19 protein-coding genes and 1 riboswitch are annotated in these 17,203 nt (G+C 66.6%); of the genes, 7 read left to right on the forward strand and 12 right to left on the reverse strand.

All coding sequences use genetic code 11. The annotated features are described in order from the left end of the window. Window positions 1-19: 19 nt before the first annotated feature. A riboswitch (glycine riboswitch) is annotated at window positions 20-135 on the reverse strand. A 56-nt stretch (window positions 136-191) separates the two neighbouring features. From AC5ZH6_RS13865 to secA2, 7 genes are all read right to left on the reverse strand, one after another. Next, entirely contained in the window at window positions 192-809 is a 618-nt protein-coding gene (locus AC5ZH6_RS13865) for a MerR family transcriptional regulator (RefSeq protein ID WP_006368073.1), read from the reverse strand. A 284-nt stretch (window positions 810-1,093) separates the two neighbouring features. Beyond that, the gene (locus AC5ZH6_RS13870) at window positions 1,094-1,594 is read right to left on the reverse strand and encodes a bifunctional nuclease family protein (RefSeq protein WP_006368074.1); all 501 of its coding nucleotides are present in this window, start codon (window positions 1,592-1,594) and stop codon (window positions 1,094-1,096) included. Window positions 1,595-1,735: 141 nt separating this feature from the next. Next, window positions 1,736-2,422, reverse strand: a complete 687-nt coding sequence (gene ftsR / locus AC5ZH6_RS13875; RefSeq protein WP_006368075.1) for a transcriptional regulator FtsR — start codon at window positions 2,420-2,422, stop codon at window positions 1,736-1,738. Between the two features lie 43 nt (window positions 2,423-2,465). Then, window positions 2,466-2,915 carry a glycogen accumulation regulator GarA gene (garA, locus tag AC5ZH6_RS13880; protein ID WP_035727025.1) on the reverse strand — a complete coding sequence of 150 codons (450 nt, stop codon included), beginning with the start codon at window positions 2,913-2,915 and terminating at the stop codon, window positions 2,466-2,468. A 322-nt stretch (window positions 2,916-3,237) separates the two neighbouring features. Further along, on the reverse strand, window positions 3,238-3,642 hold the full coding sequence (gene gcvH, locus AC5ZH6_RS13885; protein WP_006368077.1) for a glycine cleavage system protein GcvH: 405 nt from the start codon (window positions 3,640-3,642) through the stop codon (window positions 3,238-3,240). Between the two features lie 28 nt (window positions 3,643-3,670). Next, complete coding sequence (locus tag AC5ZH6_RS13890; RefSeq protein WP_288337471.1) at window positions 3,671-4,315, reverse strand: CDP-alcohol phosphatidyltransferase family protein; 645 nt, start codon at window positions 4,313-4,315, stop codon at window positions 3,671-3,673. Then, window positions 4,312-6,846 carry an accessory Sec system translocase SecA2 gene (gene secA2 / locus AC5ZH6_RS13895; RefSeq protein ID WP_288437793.1) on the reverse strand — a complete coding sequence of 845 codons (2,535 nt, stop codon included), beginning with the start codon at window positions 6,844-6,846 and terminating at the stop codon, window positions 4,312-4,314. Before secA2 ends, AC5ZH6_RS13890 begins: the two co-directional genes overlap by 4 nt. 166 nt (window positions 6,847-7,012) lie before the next feature. Here secA2 and AC5ZH6_RS13900 point away from each other — a divergent pair, with 166 nt between their 5' ends. The 4 genes from AC5ZH6_RS13900 (at window position 7,013) to AC5ZH6_RS13915 (ending at window position 9,857) form a co-directional block, all read left to right on the forward strand. Then, a complete protein-coding gene (locus tag AC5ZH6_RS13900; RefSeq protein ID WP_288336619.1) occupies window positions 7,013-7,531 on the forward strand; it encodes an META domain-containing protein in 519 nt (172 codons plus the stop codon). Window positions 7,532-7,581: 50 nt separating this feature from the next. Then, a complete protein-coding gene (locus tag AC5ZH6_RS13905) occupies window positions 7,582-8,574 on the forward strand; it encodes a malate dehydrogenase (protein WP_006368081.1) in 993 nt (330 codons plus the stop codon). A 57-nt stretch (window positions 8,575-8,631) separates the two neighbouring features. After that, window positions 8,632-9,462, forward strand: a complete 831-nt coding sequence (ppk2, locus tag AC5ZH6_RS13910; RefSeq protein ID WP_006368082.1) for a polyphosphate kinase 2 — start codon at window positions 8,632-8,634, stop codon at window positions 9,460-9,462. 95 nt (window positions 9,463-9,557) lie between these two features. Next, entirely contained in the window at window positions 9,558-9,857 is a 300-nt protein-coding gene (locus AC5ZH6_RS13915) for a DUF503 domain-containing protein (RefSeq protein ID WP_006368083.1), read from the forward strand. A gap of 36 nt (window positions 9,858-9,893) precedes the next feature. Here the strand turns inward: AC5ZH6_RS13915 and AC5ZH6_RS13920 are convergent, their stop codons facing one another. Both AC5ZH6_RS13920 and AC5ZH6_RS13925 read right to left on the reverse strand, forming a co-directional pair. Next, window positions 9,894-10,469, reverse strand: coding sequence for a mismatch-specific DNA-glycosylase (locus tag AC5ZH6_RS13920; protein WP_288336621.1), 576 nt, complete (start codon window positions 10,467-10,469; stop codon window positions 9,894-9,896). A gap of 19 nt (window positions 10,470-10,488) precedes the next feature. Next, window positions 10,489-10,839, reverse strand: coding sequence for a VOC family protein (locus AC5ZH6_RS13925; RefSeq protein WP_006368085.1), 351 nt, complete (start codon window positions 10,837-10,839; stop codon window positions 10,489-10,491). 95 nt (window positions 10,840-10,934) lie between these two features. Between AC5ZH6_RS13925 and AC5ZH6_RS13930 the strand changes: the two genes are divergently transcribed. From AC5ZH6_RS13930 to poxB, 3 genes are read left to right on the forward strand one after another with little or no spacing between them, the layout of a single operon-like run. Beyond that, complete coding sequence (locus AC5ZH6_RS13930) at window positions 10,935-11,357, forward strand: PIN domain-containing protein (protein WP_288336626.1); 423 nt, start codon at window positions 10,935-10,937, stop codon at window positions 11,355-11,357. Window positions 11,358-11,415: 58 nt separating this feature from the next. Further along, window positions 11,416-12,540 carry a baeRF11 domain-containing protein gene (locus AC5ZH6_RS13935; protein ID WP_288336622.1) on the forward strand — a complete coding sequence of 375 codons (1,125 nt, stop codon included), beginning with the start codon at window positions 11,416-11,418 and terminating at the stop codon, window positions 12,538-12,540. 45 nt (window positions 12,541-12,585) lie between these two features. Then, window positions 12,586-14,337, forward strand: a complete 1,752-nt coding sequence (gene poxB, locus AC5ZH6_RS13940; RefSeq protein ID WP_211544799.1) for a ubiquinone-dependent pyruvate dehydrogenase — start codon at window positions 12,586-12,588, stop codon at window positions 14,335-14,337. 31 nt (window positions 14,338-14,368) lie between these two features. On the opposite strand, the gene AC5ZH6_RS13945 is transcribed toward poxB, so the two are convergent. The 3 genes from AC5ZH6_RS13945 to AC5ZH6_RS13955 form a co-directional block, all read right to left on the reverse strand. Next, window positions 14,369-15,733: a glycoside hydrolase family 183 protein gene (locus AC5ZH6_RS13945; RefSeq protein ID WP_249155031.1), complete on the reverse strand. Its 1,365-nt coding sequence runs from the start codon at window positions 15,731-15,733 to the stop codon at window positions 14,369-14,371. 195 nt (window positions 15,734-15,928) lie between these two features. After that, window positions 15,929-16,738: a shikimate 5-dehydrogenase gene (locus AC5ZH6_RS13950; RefSeq protein ID WP_211544796.1), complete on the reverse strand. Its 810-nt coding sequence runs from the start codon at window positions 16,736-16,738 to the stop codon at window positions 15,929-15,931. Continuing rightward, entirely contained in the window at window positions 16,738-17,199 is a 462-nt protein-coding gene (locus AC5ZH6_RS13955; RefSeq protein ID WP_211544795.1) for an NUDIX hydrolase, read from the reverse strand. The genes AC5ZH6_RS13950 and AC5ZH6_RS13955 overlap by 1 nt, the downstream gene beginning before the upstream one ends. Between the last annotated feature and the right edge of the window lie 4 nt (window positions 17,200-17,203).

The following is a 17,203-nucleotide window of genomic DNA, read 5'->3' on the forward strand; positions in this document are numbered from 1 at the left end:
TCACTTTCCAGAGACGCCGTCGTCCATCACGGTCCGGGTGCCTGAGAGTTTGACGGAGAGGTATTGCTCCTTCGGCGGTCACCGCGTGACCTCGTATCCGAGGCGTGGACGGCGACGCTCTCCCGTGATGCAGCGGCGCCCGCCCAGTCTACCGTCGGGTAACCCGCCGGGTGCAGCGCGCCACGAGGTGGCTATCCGGTGCGGCGCGTGCGGCTCTTGCGACGTGCGGCGAGCTCGTCCTCCGGAGCGGTCTCGGTGACGCCGCCGTCGGCCCGTTCACCGGGGAAGTCGGAGATGGTGCCGGTGAGTTCGCGCATGGCTCCGCTCACCGCGATCCCGAAGACGCCCTGACCACCCTGGAGCAGGTCGACGACTTCTTCGGCAGAGGTGCACTCGTAGACCGTCGTCCCGTCCGAGAACAGGGTGATCCGCGCGAGGTCCTCGACCCCCCGCTGACGCAGGTGGTCGACCGCGACACGGATGTTCTGCAGCGAGATCCCGGTGTCGAGCAGACGTTTGACGATCTTGAGGACCAGGACGTCCTTGAACGAGTAGAGCCGTTGACTGCCGGACCCGGCGGCACCGCGAATCGACGGGACGACCAGCGAGGTCCGTGCCCAGTAGTCGAGCTGACGGTAGGTGATGCCGGCGATCTGGCAGGCGCTCGGGCCGCGGTAGCCGATCAGCTCGTCGGGCACCGTGTCATTGGGGAACAGGCCGGGAGCGATGTCCTCCAGGCTTCCCTGCGTCGCCGTTCGCGGCGCGCCACGATCCCCACTCGCACCGTTGTCCATCGGCTGATCGCCCACTGCAGACTCCTCGCCACACCTTGAGAACCGGTCGGACGGGCATGCACTTAGTCGGCCACCCTCGGTGGTCTACTGTACGCGCCCGCGCGCCGATCGATGTCCTGCTCGCCACGGATGTCCTGCGGCGATCCGGCACTGACGCTATGCCTGCCGACGACTCCGAATCAACGCGACGCGCCAGGAGGCTCAACCTCTACTTGAGATGGAGGCAGACGGAGACCAGACGGTTGCCGATCCGTGATGTGTCGCTCCCGCCGATGGCGAAACCGATCGCCTCACGCGGATCAGGCGCCGCCGCTCGCCTTGAAGTCGTCGGGTGAGACGTTGTCGAGGAACTCCTTGAACTTCTCGACCTCGTCGTCCTTCTCGTTCGGCGCCTCGTCGGTGTCCTCGTCCGGGATGAGCAGACCCGCCTCGGCGAGGACCTCCTCGTCGGCGATGATCGGGACCTCGGCACGCATGGCGACCGCGATCGAATCCGATGGGCGCGCCGACACCCGGAGGTCGTTGGCGAAGACCATCTCGGCGTAGAAAGTGCCCTCTTGCATGTCGACGATGCGTACCTCGACGAGGGTCTGCCCGAACTCCTCGATGAGGTTCACGATCAGATCATGGGTCAACGGCCTCGGCGGCTCGATCCCCTTCTGCCGCAGCGCGATCGACGCGGCTTCACTCTGCCCGATCCAGATCGGCAGATATCGTGCGCCGTCGACCTCACGCAGCAACAACACGGGCTGACTCTGTGGCGGCTCGACGCGGATACCGACCACGCGCATTTCGCTCATGTCATGCACCTCCACCCGATGACGACGGAACCGATTCTCTCGTGACCCGATGGGTCCTTCTCGACGCTACACCGCACCGCCGCCACACGAAGGTCGAGTCGGTCCGACCGGACGATCGGGCCGGGCGTCAGAACGCCGACGTCAGTCCAAGACGTCCCGCACGGCCGCCTTGACCAGCTGGGTGTGCAGGGTGACCGAGAGGGCCGCGATCTCCCGCACCAACTCCTCGGCGCGATCGCGGGCACCGGTGCCCTTGCCCTTGGCGATCGGGCTGGCGATCTGGGCGACCAGCCCGGCCTCACGGTCGGCGGAGACCTTGAACGCGCGCAGGTGTCGTGTCTCGACGCCGTAGCTCGCCAGTGCCGCAGCGGCTTCCACCAATCGCACCGCGTCCTCGTCGAAGAACCCGGCGGGGCCGGGCGTCAGCAGGCCACTGCGTTGGAGTTCGGTCACGAACGCGGAGTCCACACCCGTGCGTTCGATCAACGACTCCCGTGACACCCGGTCTGCGCGGGAACCGAAGTCGGTGGCCGGCGCCACCGCCGAGCGAGCCGACGACAGCAACCGCGTGCCGTTGCCGGTGGACCCGTCGTTGCCGTGATCGATCGAGTCGAGTTGCTCCTTGATGACCTTCAGCGGCAGATAGCGATCACGCTGCGCGGTCAGCACGAAGCGCAGCCGATCGCAGTCCGCCTGGCTGAACCTGCGATAGCCCGACGGCGCACGCTCCGGACTGATCAATCCCTCGGACTCGAGGAATCGGATCTTGGAGATGGTGACGTCGGGAAAGTCCTCACGCAGCAGTGCGAGGACCGACCCGATGGACATCGGTCCGTCGCCGCGCTGCCCTGCTGGGGAGGCCGGCACGTGCCTAGGAAGCGGAACCGTCGCGCGGGCCGCTCAGGAATACGAGCCGGAACTTGCCGATCTGGACCTCGTCGCCGTTGCTCAGCGTCGCGGTGTCGACCGGTTCGCGGTTCACGTAGGTGCCGTTGAGGCTGCCCACGTCGACGACCTGGAACTCGGCGTCGGACAGCCGGAACTCGGCGTGCCGGCGGCTCACGGTGACGTCGTCGAGGAAGATGTCGCTGTCGGGGTGGCGGCCCGCGGACGTGGTCGCCTGGTCGAGCAGGAACCGGGATCCGGCGTTCGGACCACGCTTGACGACAAGCAGCGCCGTGCCGGGTGAGAGTCGCTCGACCCCGGTGTCGGCGGGCTCACTCGAGGTGCCGGCCGAGTCGAGTTCGTTGATGAACTCCTCGCGGAAGACCGACGTGGTCTCCACGGGCGCCTCGAAGTCCTTGTCGTTATCGCTCACTATCTCTCCTTCGTCGTCCGAAGTGCGCTGTTGTCGATCGCGGCGCCGTCGAGGCGCTCGGCCGCGTCCGAAGCGGGTCGGGGAACCGGGTACCCGACGCACGGGGCGTCGGTTCGGTCGCACCTGTCGGCGCCCGAATCCAACCTACCGTTTCGCGCCGACCCCGACCCATCAGACCCGGCAGACACCGATTGATCATAGCCGCCCGGATCCGCCGACCACGACCGTTGGGGAGCGTTTCGGCGTTACGCCACCGCGTATCCGGTGGATCGGGCCGGCTGCCGTCCCTCGGGGCGAGGCCGACGCGATGCCGCCGTGTCGCCGCTCAGCCGTCGATGACCTGCCGGTATCCGTCGGCGTCGAGCAGGTCGCCCAGTTGTGCGTCGAGTTCGCCGGATTCCTCGACCGCGATCTCCACGAGCCAACCGGCTTCGTAGGGTTCGGAATTGACCAGATCCGGCGTCGACTCGAGTTCGTCGTTGACGGCCGCGATCGTCCCGTTGAGGGGCCCGAAGATGTCGGAGACACTCTTGGTCGACTCGACCTCGGCAAACGACTCGCCGGCCTCCACGTCCGACCCGACGTCGGGCAACTGCACGAAGACGACGTCACCGAGCTGCTCCTGGGCGAAGTCGGTGATCCCGATCCGGACTGTCGTGGGCGAGACCCGACGGACCCATTCATGCTCGGGCGTATAGGTCAACTCGGCCGGCACGTTGGTTTCGGTCACTGTGCCCCCTTTCTGTTCGTTCGAGACTTTAACCCGCTGCGGCCGAGGAGACGCGGTCGAGTCGCGGCATCATGCGCATCACCATGATCGTCTGGGCCCAATAGAGCACGAACGACCACAGATACATTGCGACGCCCCAGATCAGGAAGGCCCATCCGATCGGATAGCAGATGGTGCCGATCACCGAATCAAGTTGTCCGGCAAGCAGCCACGGGAAGGCGCTCATCAGGGCGAAGGTCGCGGCCTTGCCGACGTAGAGCACCGGCAGCGCCACCAGCCCGCGCGAACGCAGCAGCGGTGCGCTCGCGAACAACAGCACGTCCCGGGCGATGATGACGCCGATCAACCACCACGGCACGAAGTCGCGCAGCCCGAAACAGATCGGGATGACCACGATGTAGAGGCGATCGGCGGCGGGGTCGAGCAGCTCGCCGAGTCGTGACGACTGGTCGAGCAGCCGGGCGAGTTTCCCGTCGAGCCAGTCGGTGACCCCGGAGACGAACAGCACGACGAACGCCCACCCGTCGGCCTTCTCGACGATCACCAACCAGATGAAGACCGGGATGAGGACCAGCCGCAAGACGCTGAGCGCGTTGGGCACGGTGAGGATGCGGTCGACGCCGGGCGCCGCTGCCGTCACCGGGCCGTCGTCGTCTCCCCCCGATCCGGTCACCGGAAGATACCGATGATTCCCTGCAGGGTCTTGGCGCCGCCGGACGCGAACAGGTTGTCGTGAACCATGTAGGTCCACGTCATCGTCGACCGGTGCAGGTCCGCGGCTCCCAGGTCCACCCCGTCCGGGGTGATCACCGCCTCGCGGAAGGTCTTGCGCGACTTGTCGATCGCCCGTGTCGGCAGCTCGGAGAACTCGGCCAGGATGAGCCGGTGGAACTCGTCGAGCGGACTCTCCCGCCCGATCGCACGCAGGTGGATGCTCGCCCGGACGTCGGAGACGAAGGCGAGGTGATCGGCCCATTCGCGATCGAGGTGGTAGAGCATGATCTCGCGGGCCGCCTGCTCGAGCACGTCGTCGGCGAGCGGCTCGACGGGGATCCACCGCGACTTCTCCTCGGTCACGTCGGACGCGTCGGTCACGTCGGACGCGTCGGTCGCGTGGGCCTGGTCGGTCGTGTTCGCCTCGGTGACACTGTCCGCGGCGGCACTGTCCTCGGTCGCGCTGTCCTCGGTGGCGGCCCCTGCAGTCTCCTCGACCTCCGCCGCCTTCTCATCCACCCCGGCCTTCTCATCCGCCCCGGCGGCATCCTCGGCCTTGGCGGTTCCGGTGAGTTCGGCGTACCGCTCCGGTTCGAGATCACGGAGTTCCTTGAGCGCGGTGTCGGTGGTCAACACCTCCATCCGGCGTTTGACCACGATCTCGCGTTGCTGATTCACCAGCTGGTTGTAACGCCAGGTGTTGGCGTGCAATTCGAGCATCACGCCCTCGGCCACCCGTTGGGCCTGCTCGATGAGGTCGATTCCCTTCGATCCCATCGACCCGTCCTCGGACTGCGCGACGGGATCACGCTTGAACGAGAGATTCTTGGTGACGACGGGATCCTCGAGGCTGCTGAAGAAGACCGACATGCCCGGGTCACCCTGACGGCCGGCGCGGCCACGCAGCTGGTTGTCGAGACGTTCGGTGTCGTGCCGCCCGGTGCCGACCACGCACAGTCCGCCGAGTTCGATGATCTCCTCGCGAGCCGTCTCGTCGTCGGACGATCCGCCCAATCGGATGTCGGTGCCGCGTCCGGCCATCTGCGTCGACACCGTGACGGCGTCCTTCGTGCCCGCCTCGGCGATGATCTTGGCCTCTTCGGCATCGTTCTTCGCGTTGAGGACCACGCATCCCACGCCGGCCTTCTCCAGGAAGTACGCGAGTTCTTCGGACTCGGCGACGTCGTGGGTGCCGATCAGGACCGGCTGACCGGTCTCGTGCACCTCTTTGACGTAGGCGACGACCGCCTCCACCTTGTTGGCCTTGGTGTCGTAGACGCGGTCGGGCAGATCCTTGCGGATGTTGGGGGTGTTCGGTGGGATCTGCGAGACCCGCAGGTCGTAGAACTGTCGGAACTGCTCACCGGCGGCCAACGCGGTACCGGTCATGCCGCACACCTTCGGGTAGCGGCCGATCAATGCCTGCACGGTGATGGTGTCGATGACCTCGCCGGAGTCGGTCTGGGCGAGGCCCTCCTTGATCTCCACGGCCGCCTGCATGCCGTCGGGCCACCGCTGCAGCTGGGCCACCCGACCGCGGGAGGCGTTGATCAGGTGCACTCCGCCGTCGCGCACGATGTAGTGCACATCGCGCTCGAGTAGGTGGTGGGCGTGCATGGCGACGTTGACGTGGACCAGGGTCGTGCCGACGTGCTCTTCGTCGTAGAGGTCGATGCCGCCGAGTTCCTCCTCGACGAAGGCCGCACCCTCGTCGGTGAGCGAGACGTTGCGTCCCTCGACGTCGATCTCGTAGTGCTTGTTCTTCATCCGCGCGACCACGTCGTGGATGGCCTGATCGGGTACCTCGACATCAGCGGTTCCGGCGAGGACGAGCGGGATGAGCGCCTCGTCGACGAGGACCGAGTCCGCCTCGTCGATGATCGCGACGTCGGGGGTCGGCGAGACGAGTTCGTCGGCATGGATCGCGAGCTGATCGCGCAGCACGTCGAAGCCGATCTCGTTCACCGAGCCATAGGTGACGTCGCCGTCGTAGGCCTGCTTGCGCTCGGCACGACTCGAGTTCTCCGACACCGCATGCACGGTGATGCCGAAGGCCGCGAACAGCGGAGCCATCCACTCCGCGTCACGGGTCGCGAGGTAGTCGTTCACCGAGATGACATGGACGCGATGGCCTTCCAGGACATATCCGACCGCAGCGATAGCGCCTGCGAGCGTCTTGCCCTCACCGGTACCCATCTCGATGACGTCGCCGTCGAGCAGGCGCAGCGCACCCTGCAGCTGGACATCGAACGGCCGCAGACCCAGCGACCGGTCGGCGGCCTCGCGGGCGAGGGCGAGGAACTTCGCGCGATCTCCCCCATCGGCGCCGATGTCGAGCTTTTCCGCCTCGGCGCGGAAGTCCGCGTCGTCGAGGTCGGCGGCCCAGTCGGTGTGTGCCTCGGCATCCTTGAGCAGGCTCAGCGACTTGGACTGGTTCCGCGAACTCTGTGCCCCCAGCAAACGCCACATGCTGTTCGTCAGCTTTCCCACCGAGCGTTCTCCTACCAGTTGTTCCCGGATCGAATCGCCGTCCACGGTACGCGGCCGCTGCCACCGCTGTGACGCCCACCGTGGCACGGTGGATCCATCATGCCGATCGCCGTCGGCCAGATGCCGAGAACGGCAGGCGGAGAACACGTCGACTACGGTTGCCCTCGTGGTCTTCCCATGGTCACGACACAGCACCGTCTCCGGCACCGTCGCCATGTCGGCGATCCTCGCTGTCGTGGCTGCCGCGGTGGCGATCACCGTTCTGCGCGATCCGGATACGGCCTCGGGCGACCCCTCCGTGCCGCAGGCCCTGCCCGCGAGCTCGTCGTTCACCTCGGTCTCGGTGTCGGGCGCGGCGATCCCCGGCGGCGGACCACTGGTGATCGCCTTCGGCGACGCCGGGCGGATCTCGATGACCGCCGGCTGCAATCGGCACATGGGCGGCGCGGCGCTGCACACCGGTTCCGCACACGGCACCGAACCGATCACCAGGCTTCAGGTCGGCGCACTGGCATCGACGATGATGGCGTGTCCGCCGCCGCGCGCGGGCGCCGACGCCTGGCTGGCGCATTTCACCGGCCAACCGCTGGTCTGGCACCTCGACGGCGCTGCCCTGACGTTGACCGCACCCGCCACCGCCGACACCCCGGAGACCGTGGTCGTCCTGGCCCGAGATCACCCCTGAGTACCGCGCAGCACCGAACCACCGACAACCCCTCGCAGACAGGACCCACCATGCCCGATGTCAGTCCCGCCGTCGTGACCGTGACCGGAGCCGCCGGCAGTATCGGTTACGCCTCACTGTTCCGCATCGCCGCCGGCGCGATGCTCGGGCACGATCGCCCGGTCCGTCTACGGCTGCTGGAGTTGCCTGCCGCGGTCACCGCCGCCGAGGGCACGGCCATGGAACTCGAGGACGGCGCATTTCCGCTGCTGGAGTCGATCGACATCTTCGACGACGCCCGCAAAGCGTTCGACGGTGCCCGGTTCGGGCTTCTCATCGGCGCCCGGCCCCGGACCAAGGGGATGGAGCGCGCCGAACTACTCGCCGCCAATTCGGCTATCTTCGCCGAGCAGGGTCGGATCATCAATGATGTGGCGGCACAGGACATCCGGGTGATCGTGGTCGGCAATCCGGCCAACACGAACGCGGCGATCGCCGCTGCCAACGCCCCCGACGTCCCCGCCGAGAGATTCACCGCGCTGACCCGACTGGACCACAACCGTGCGATCGCCCAGCTCGCCCGGCGTACCGGGACCCCGGTCGGCCGGATCAGTCGCGTCACCATCTGGGGCAACCACTCGGCAAGCCAATACCCCGACATCTTCCACGCGCGGGTCGGCGACACCCCCGGCGCCGAGATCGCCGCCGACGAGCGCTGGCTCGTCGAGGATTTCATCCCGACCGTCGCCACCCGGGGCACCGCCATCATCGAGGCGCGCGGGGCGTCGTCGGCCGCCTCGGCGGCCAACGCGACCATCGATCACGTCCACGACTGGGTGCTGGGTACCGCCGGGGACGACTGGACGTCGGTCGCGATGCCGTCGACCGGCGCGTACGGCATTCGCGAAGGACTCGTCAGCTCGGTTCCCGCGCGGGCGGTCGGCGGTCGCTGGGAAGTCGTCGAGGGCCTCGACATCAACGACTTCTCCCGAGCCCGGATCGATGCCTCCGTCGCCGAACTCGAGGGTGAACTCGACGCCGTGGCCAAACTCTCGCCTGCGTGAGGACCACCTCCGCCGTGTCGGGCGCATGGGAGCCGTGCGCGGCCTAAGCTCTTCCGCATGGCAAAGAAGGGCAAGCCGGACAAGGTCAAGATCTCCACCTCGGTGTACGAGGCGGAGCTGTTCCGGTTGCAGACCGAACTGGTGAAACTGCAGGAGTGGGTGCGCGAATCCGGCGCTCGGGTCGTCGTCATCTTCGAGGGGCGCGACGCCGCGGGCAAGGGCGGCACCATCAAGCGGGTGACCGAATATCTGAGTCCGCGGGTCGCGCGGGTCGCCGCACTGCCCGCCCCCACCGATCGTGAACGGGGACAGTGGTATTACCAGCGCTACGTCGCCCACCTGCCGGCACCGGGTGAGATCGTGTTGTTCGACCGGTCCTGGTACAACCGTGCCGGCGTCGAGAAGGTGATGGGGTTCTGCACCCCCGAGGAGCACACACGTTTCCTGCGTCAGACACCGATTTTCGAGCAGATGCTCATCGATGACGGAATCCTGTTGCGCAAGTACTGGTTCTCGGTCTCCGACGACGAGCAACTTCGCAGATTCCGAGCACGGATGAACGACCCTGTGCGGCAATGGAAGTTGAGCCCGATGGACCTCGAATCGGTCTACCGGTGGGAGGACTACTCCCGCGCCAAGGACGAGATGATGGTCCACACGGACACCTCGATCTGCCCGTGGTACGTCGTCGAATCCGACATCAAGAAGCACGCGCGCCTCAACATGATCTCGCATTTGCTCTCGACCATCGAGTATCATGAGGTCCCGAGTCCGAAGGTCAACCTGCCCAAGCATCCCATCGAGACCGGCAACTACCACCGTCCCCCGCGATCGTTGTCGAAATACGTCCCCGACCACGTGGCCACCCTGCTCGGCTCGCCGGAATGATTCCTGTGCGCGCCCTGGTGATCTCCCGCACGGACGCACCCCGACGTTCCCCCACGCGGTGCGTCCGTGCAGACGGGGCGTAGTATCACCCCACGATGTGGATCGGTTTCGCAGAGTTCGATTACCTGCTCGGTGATGTTCATTCCCTCAAGCAGAAGCGGTCGGTGATCCGACCGATCATCGCCGAGATGAAATCGCGGTTCGCCGTGGCCGCCTCCGAGGTCGATCACCGGGAGGTGCACCGGCGCACGGGAATCGGGGTTGCCGTCGTGTCTCCGGACCGGGCGCACGCGGTGGAGATTCTCGATGCGGTGGAACGCTATGCCGCCGCACGCCCTGAGGTGCAGTTGCTCTCCGCCAGGATTCGCGTGATGCAGTCGGGCGACATCGAGTGACGCCGCGACGATCGCAGGGCGGACGATCGCAGGACGTCAGTCGGTGACCACCCCGGCGGCCATCGCGACCTCTCGATAGGCCCGAGCCAACGAGTCCACGGTCTCGTGGGCATTGAGCCCGCTGGGGTTGGGTACCACCCACAGCTGCGCCCCGGCCCAGTCCGGGGTGTCGGGCTGTCGTCCGGGCGTTGCGTTGCGCTGCCCGAATGCGGTGCGGTAGGCCGTGATTCCGAGGATCGCCACCACCCGCGGAGCGACCCGGGCAACGGTCGAGCGCAATCGTTGCCCGCCCGAGCGCAATTCGTCGGCGGAGAGGTCGGCAGCCGCTGCGGTGGCCCGCTCGACCACGTTCGTGATGCCGATCCCCGCGTTCAGGAGAGCCGCGCGATCGGCCTCGCTCATGCCCGACGACGCATCGATCACGTTGTCGGTGATCCCGGCGCGGTGCAGCGCCGGGTAGAAGCGATTACCCGGCCGGGCGAAGTGTGCGCAGGTGGCCGCGCTCCAGAGCCCGGGGTTGATCCCCACGAACAGCAGTCGGCATCCGGGACCGAGGAGGTCGTCGATCCGCTCGTCGCGGTGCGAGAGCAGTTGCGCCTTGGTGAAGCCCATCGGTAGAGATGCGTGGCGATCAGTGGCCCGAGGCCACGCAGAACTGGTTGCCGTCGGGGTCGGCCAGGGTGATCCACGCGAATCCGTCGATCTCGTGTTCCCCGATGCGTGTGGCGCCGGCGTCGACGAGTCGTTGTGCTTGAGCAGTGCGGTCGTCGGCGGTGAGGTCGAGGTGCACTCGGTTCTTGCCCGGTGTCGGATCCTCCACCTTCTGGAAACCCAAGGTCGGTGCGCCCTCGCCGAGGGAGACCATCACGAAGTAGCCCTCGTTCTCGGCGACGACGGTGCCGCCCATCGCGTCGGCCCACCACCGGCCGAGTCGTACCGGGTCCAGCGAATCGATGGTGATCATGCCGATGGCGAGGCTCATGTCTCGACCGTAGCCGAATCATGCGTGATGGTGCATTCACCTGGTCGTTCGGCGTCACGGGTTGACCGGCGCGAGTCGTCGTGAGTGCATGGGACATGCCACGCAGCGAGCCCGACATCGATCACCCCGCCGACGGACAACCGGTCCTCGTCGTGGATGCGGCCAACGTCGTCGGTTCGGTGCCCGACGGATGGTGGCGCGACCGGCGCGGGGCCACCGAACGCCTGCGGGACCGGCTCGCCGCCGTCGCCGACTCCGGTGTCGCAGGGTTCGAGGGGCCCGTGAACATCGTCCTGGTCGTCGAGGGCCGGGCGCGGGGCATCGCCTCGACCGCGTCGGTCACCGTCATCGACGCCGACGGCTCGGGTGATGACGCGATCGTCGACGTGGTCGCGCGAACCGACACATCACAGCTCGCCGTGGTCACCGCCGACCGCGAATTACGAAGGCGCGTAACCGCTCTCGGTGCCGTGACACTCGGCCCATCGGTGATCACCCGACAGAATCCCCACGTGTGAGTCGACGTCGTGGTTACAGTGAGGAGGCAGCCGTACGGACGACCCGAAAGGACGGACCATGGCCCGCTTCACCCTCCCGACCCTCGATGATCTCAAGGAGCTCGGGGCACCGCGCGAGAACGCGATCACGATCTACGCCGAGACCTCACCGGCACCGGACGCGCGCGAAACCAGCTATCTGAACGCCAAGAGCGCCTTTGACCAGGGCATCCGAACCCTGCGGGAAATCGGGATTCGCCATGCCGTCGAGGAGTCGCTGCGCGCGCAGTGGGAGAAGGTTCGTTCCGACGAGGTATGGGGGCGTTTGTCGCGATCGGTCGCGATCTTCCTGACCCCCGACCAGGTCGAGATGTTCGCCCTGCCCAACCGGTTGGAGAATCAGTCCCAGGTCGGTTCATATTTCGATCTCGGACAGATCGTGCGTGCGGTCACCGCGAGCCAATCGGCCTTCGGGTTGACGCTTTCTGCCAACGGATGGAATCTGTGGGAGGCCACCGCGACCACCGTGGCCACCGAACTCGAACTCAGCGGTGAGCACGCCGTCGATGCTGCCGACGCCACCAATCGCGCCACGATCCGTGACCGGGGCCATGTTCGCCGTCTCGTCGGCGACGAAGGCAAGAAGGTTCTGCTCGAGCAGTACGCCAAGCGCGTGGCCGAGGCAGTGAAAGCCGAACTGGCGCCGCGAGATCCGCACGGCGAGCGACCGTTGTTCCTGTTCGCCGCCGACCCGCTGCTCGATCTGTATCGCAACGTCGAGTCAACGCGTCGTGTCGTCGCCGTCCCGGGTGCACCCGACGAATTGCATGCCGACCGCATCGACGCAGCCATCCGCGCCGAGATGCCCACGCTCAATGCAGAGCGGAACAATGCCGTTCTCGATCGCATCGCCGACGGCGTCTCCTCCGGACTGGTGGCCACCGACCTGGCCGACATCAGCCGTGCCGCCACCTCCGGCGCGGTGTCGACATTGCTCTACGACTTCACCGTCGATGTGCTGGGTAGCATCGACACCCGAACCGGGGAGGTCACGGTCGACGACACCGGTCACGATGTACTGTCCGACATCGTGGTGACGGTCCTCGACCATGGCGGCGAGGTGATCCCGGTGCGCGACAACGAGATCTCCAATTCCCTCTGGAACGGCACCGCCGTCGCCGGACTCCGATTCCGACCGACCTGAGGCCGACCCACCCGACGTCCCGATACCCAGACCTGAGGAGATCCCTTGGCCCACACCGTCGCTGCCGAAATCGTCGAGACTCTCCGGGCCTCGGGTACCGAGCGCGTGTACGGCATCCCCGGCGACTCGTTGAACGGCTTCACCGATGCGCTGCGGAAAGACGGCACGATCGGCTGGGTGCACGTGCGCCACGAGGAGACCGCAGCGTTCGCGGCCTCGGCCGACGCCGCACTCACCGGTGAACTCGCCGTCTGTGCGGGTAGTTGTGGACCGGGCAATCTGCACCTGATCAACGGCCTCTACGACGCCCACCGCTCACGGGTGCCGGTGTTGGCCATCGCCGCGCACATCCCGGCCGCCGAGATCGGCAGCGGCTACTTCCAGGAAACCCACCCCGAGCGACTGTTCACCGAGTGCAGTTCGTTCTGCGAGATGGTCTCGACGCCCGAGCAACTCCCCCGGCTTCTCGACATCGCGATGCGCACCGCTGTGGAGCAGCGTGGCGTCGCCGTCCTGATCGTCCCTGGCGAGATCTTCCTGGCCAAGACCGCGCGCCGCAAGAATCGTTCACCGATCCGCGCGATTCCCACCGTGATTCGGCCCACCGACGACCAATTGCGCCGGGTGGCAGAGCATCTCAATGGTGCGCAGCGGGTGACCATCCTGGCCGGTGCGGGCACGGCCGGCGCCCACGACGAGGTGGTGGCGTTCGCCGACGCGCTTCAGGCGCCGATCGTGCATGCCTTGCGCGGCAAGGAGTTTCTCGAGTACGACAATCCGTTCGACGTCGGGATGACCGGGCTGCTCGGCTTCTCCTCGGGCTATCGCGCGATCGAGAAGTGCGACACGCTGGTCATGCTCGGCACCGACTTTCCGTATCAGCAGTTCTTCCCCACCGAGGCGACCATCATCCAGCTCGACATCCGCGGCGAGCAGATCGGGCGCCGTACCCGCGTCGATATCGGGCTGGTCGGCAGCGTCGCCGACACCCTCTCGGCGTTGACTCCGCTGCTGACGCGCGAGCGGCCGTCGGACCACCTGAGTGCTGCGCTCGATCACTATGCGAAGGCGCGGACGTCTCTCGACGAACTCGCCGTCGACGACGGCAAGACACCGATCCACCCCCAGTATCTGACGATGCTGCTCAGCAAGTACGCCGATCCCGACGCGGTGTTCATCCCCGATGTGGGGTCGCCGGTGGTGTGGGCCGCACGCTACCTCGCGATGAACGGATCCCGAAGGCTGATCGGGTCGTTCACGCACGGATCGATGGCCAACGCCCTGTCGCAGTCCGTCGGCGCGCAGGCGTCGCTGCCCGGCCGGCAGGTCATCGCACTCGCCGGTGACGGCGGACTGACGATGCTGTTCGGTGAGTTGATCACGCTGACGCAGAATCGGCTTCCGGTAAAGGTCGTCGTCTTCGACAATTCGTCACTGAATTTCGTCGAGGTGGAGATGAAGGCGGCCGGGTTCGTCAACTACGGCACCGACCTCGAGAATCCCGACTTCGCCGCCGTCGCACAGTCGTTGGGTATCTACGGGCGACGGATCGAACACCCCCGCGAGTTGGATGAGGCCGTGCGCGAGTTCCTCGCCCACGACGGTCCGGCCGTCCTCGACGTCGCGACTGCGCGCCAGGAGTTGTCGATCCCGCCGACCATCACCGCTGCGCAGGCCAAGGGCTTCACGTTGTACGCCATCCGCACGGTGCTGTCCGGTCGTGGTGACGAGCTCGTCGACCTCGCCGAGACCAATCTGTTCCGTCGATTGTTCGACGCCGCCACACCCGACGACTGACCCCGGCACCGGCGACACGTGTCCGCGTGCGTCAGTGCGGGATTTTCGACAGGTCCGAGTGCAGCAGCATGACGTTATAGTCACTCCACCGGGAGGCGTTGAAGTACAGATCTTTTCCGGTACCGAGGATCGCCGGTGAGTGCGGCTGGATCATCGGCCCATACAGGACGACGGCGACTGGCGGCACCAGGTAGGTCGGAGCACTCCACGGGCCCTCGGGATGGTCGGCGGTCCGGAGACGAATCCCGTTGTCCCCGTCGAGCATCATGTACTTGTTCAGGTAGGGACTCCAGGAGACCGACGCCTCGGTGACCGGTGGCGGCAGGATCTGCGCCGAACCGTCGTCGGGGATGGCGGTGATGTCGCGTTTCCATCCACGTCCGGCCCCACTGCCGGTCCAGTACTCGTAGTTCTCGAGATTGCGGATGTCCCCGGGCGCGAATCGGGCGAGGAACGCGGCGCCGAATCGTCCGTTGGGCGTACCGAGTTGGTAGATGTAGCCGGCATCGGCTCCGTGGCCGCGGAAGTAGGCGCTCTGCTGGAACTTGCCGTTGTTGTAGGTGACCTCACGCAGTGCACCCGGGAGCGCGAGGGTCACCGGGGCGTTGATCAGGATGGTGTTGGGGTCGGTGGCCCACGTCTGCCCGTTGTCGGTGGAGTAGGCGATCGCCGAGAAGTTGGTGACCCAGTGTCCCGCGTCACCCCACGACCGCACCGACATGTAGTTCATGTACTGCGTGTAGCCGCCGTCGCCGTCGGGCAGCGAGATGGCTGTGGTCGGGATGGTGGTGACCTCGACCTGACTGACCCCGATGGCCGGGATCAGCTGCGTCGCGAAGTTGGGGGCGTCGGCGCCGACCACACTGCCCGATCGGGGATCGCCGGGTACCGCGTCGGGAACGCTGACCCCGTCGGTGAAGTCGTCATCGGTGGAGCGGAGCAACACGTTGTGCCGCCACTGTTGCCCCGCCACGGCGCAGTCGCCGAAGGTATCGCCGAAGGCCATCAGCGTCTGCCCGGAACCGTTGTCCCAGCTGATCCCGAGGTCGGTGCCGGAGATACCGAACCGCGAGAACGTCTGATCGGGACTCTTCGGCCCGGTGATCCAGGCGACCGTGTTGGTACTCGGTCCCCGGTAGATCGGCAGATTCCCCTGCGGGCCGGTGTTGGGATTGCTCGAACTGCCTGATCCCGTCCCCAGTGATCCCGAGCCCGCCGACCCAGAACCCAGTGAGCCGGTGGAGCCCAAGGATCCGGTTGACCCGGTACCGCCGTTGCCACAGGGTGCTGCGTTCGCGGCGCCGGTTCCGGCGAGAATGCCACCGCCCACCATCATGGTCGACACGACGATGGCGACCGCCGCCACTCGCGCACGTCGAACAAGACGAATGTTCATGAATCGTGGCTCTCCCGGCGTTCGTTCTGACACGAGCTGCGCCGTTTCCGATGACAACGATAGGTGTGACAGAAGTGGTGTGTGGTGCTGGTGAGACAATCAGATCAGGTACGACGTGCCGGCGACACCGGTGGCGATCACGAATGAGTTTCAGCTTGGCGACGTCGGTGAGATCCCATGCAGCGGTGGGGACCGTCAGCGGCGAGAGAACTCCGATGCCCGAGCGACCTGCTCTGCGGTCAGCGCGACTCCGGTGTACTTCTCGAACTGCCCGGCCGCCTGGAGCGCGATCACCTCGGCTCCGGTGATGACCTGCTTCCCCGCCGTCCGGGCGGCAACGATCAGCGGCGTCTCCGGTGGGAAGGCAACCACGTCGAACACCGTTGCGGCAGCGGCAATCGTGGCATCGTCGAACGCCTGCGCGTCCGCATCGGCGCCGGACATCCCCAACGGGGTCACGTTCACGATGATGTCGGCACCGGGTGCGGGAGCACTGATGTGGCGATACCCGTATTTGTCGGCGAGCGCCGAGCCGGCGGACTCGTTGCGCGCCGCGACGGTGAGGTCGCCGAACCCGGCACTGCGGAACGCCCCGACGACGGCCCGCGCCATCCCGCCCGAGCCCTGCACCATCACCGCGGCATCCCGATCGAGCTCGTGGCTCTCGAGGAGCGCCGACACCGCCTCGACATCGGTGTTCGACGCGATCAGCCGACCGCTGTCATTGACGATCGTGTTGATCGATTCGATCACCGACGCCGACTCCTCGATCTCGTCGACGAGCGGGATGACCGCCTCCTTGAACGGCATCGACACCGAACATCCGCGAATCCCCAGGGCTCGCACGCCACCGATCGCCCCGGCGATGTCGTCGGTCGTGAACGCCTTGTAGATGAAGTTCAGGCCGAGTTCGTCATACAGATAGTTGTGAAAGCGCGTACCGATGTTCGACGGCCGGCCGGCCAGCGAGATGCACAGGGTCATGTCCTTGTTGAGGATCGGCATCAGTTCAGACTAACCTCGCCGGCCGACGGTTGATCCCGGCTGCGCAGCGCGGGAATCACCTGCTCCACGAGCAGGGGCGCCAACGACACCGACGTGTTCTCGGTGCGTGTACTCCCCGCGTCGTCGAGAGACAGCCATCGCAGTTCGGCGATCTCGGCTGCCGCAGTGGCGTCCTGAACCACGCGACGGTACTCGAAGACGTTGGCGCGCACCGCGAATCCGACTTCGTTGGCCGCGGCGGCGGTGAAGGTCCCGAGCTCGGTCAGGTCCCGGGCAGGCAACCGCACACCGGTTTCCTCGGCGCACTCACGAATCGCGGTCTCGCGCGGAGCCTCCCCGGGCTCGGGTTTGCCGCCGGGCAACATGAACCGGGAGCTACCGACCTTGCGCACGATCAGCAGGGCACCCGATTCGTTTCGCAGCACAACGGCACTGACGGTGATCACCCGATCATCGGTCACCGGC

It is taken from the genome of Gordonia sp. YC-XJ4 (assembly GCF_059511865.1).

Bases quoted from the DNA above. Each gene is read 5' to 3' on its own strand.
- AC5ZH6_RS13945 (WP_249155031.1), bottom strand. From the start codon at position 15,733: ATGAACATTCGTCTTGTTCGACGTGCGCGAGTGGCGGCGGTCGCCATC.
- AC5ZH6_RS13950 (WP_211544796.1), bottom strand. From the start codon at position 16,738: ATGCCGATCCTCAACAAGGACATGACCCTGTGCATCTCGCTGGCCGGC.
- ftsR (WP_006368075.1), bottom strand. From the start codon at position 2,422: ATGTCCATCGGGTCGGTCCTCGCACTGCTGCGTGAGGACTTTCCCGAC.
- AC5ZH6_RS13930 (WP_288336626.1), top strand. From the start codon at position 10,935: ATGCCACGCAGCGAGCCCGACATCGATCACCCCGCCGACGGACAACCG.
- ppk2 (WP_006368082.1), top strand. From the start codon at position 8,632: ATGGCAAAGAAGGGCAAGCCGGACAAGGTCAAGATCTCCACCTCGGTG.
- AC5ZH6_RS13920 (WP_288336621.1), bottom strand. From the start codon at position 10,469: ATGGGCTTCACCAAGGCGCAACTGCTCTCGCACCGCGACGAGCGGATC.
- AC5ZH6_RS13925 (WP_006368085.1), bottom strand. From the start codon at position 10,839: ATGAGCCTCGCCATCGGCATGATCACCATCGATTCGCTGGACCCGGTA.
- AC5ZH6_RS13870 (WP_006368074.1), bottom strand. From the start codon at position 1,594: ATGAGCGAAATGCGCGTGGTCGGTATCCGCGTCGAGCCGCCACAGAGT.
- AC5ZH6_RS13915 (WP_006368083.1), top strand. From the start codon at position 9,558: ATGTGGATCGGTTTCGCAGAGTTCGATTACCTGCTCGGTGATGTTCAT.
- AC5ZH6_RS13935 (WP_288336622.1), top strand. From the start codon at position 11,416: ATGGCCCGCTTCACCCTCCCGACCCTCGATGATCTCAAGGAGCTCGGG.
- AC5ZH6_RS13905 (WP_006368081.1), top strand. From the start codon at position 7,582: ATGCCCGATGTCAGTCCCGCCGTCGTGACCGTGACCGGAGCCGCCGGC.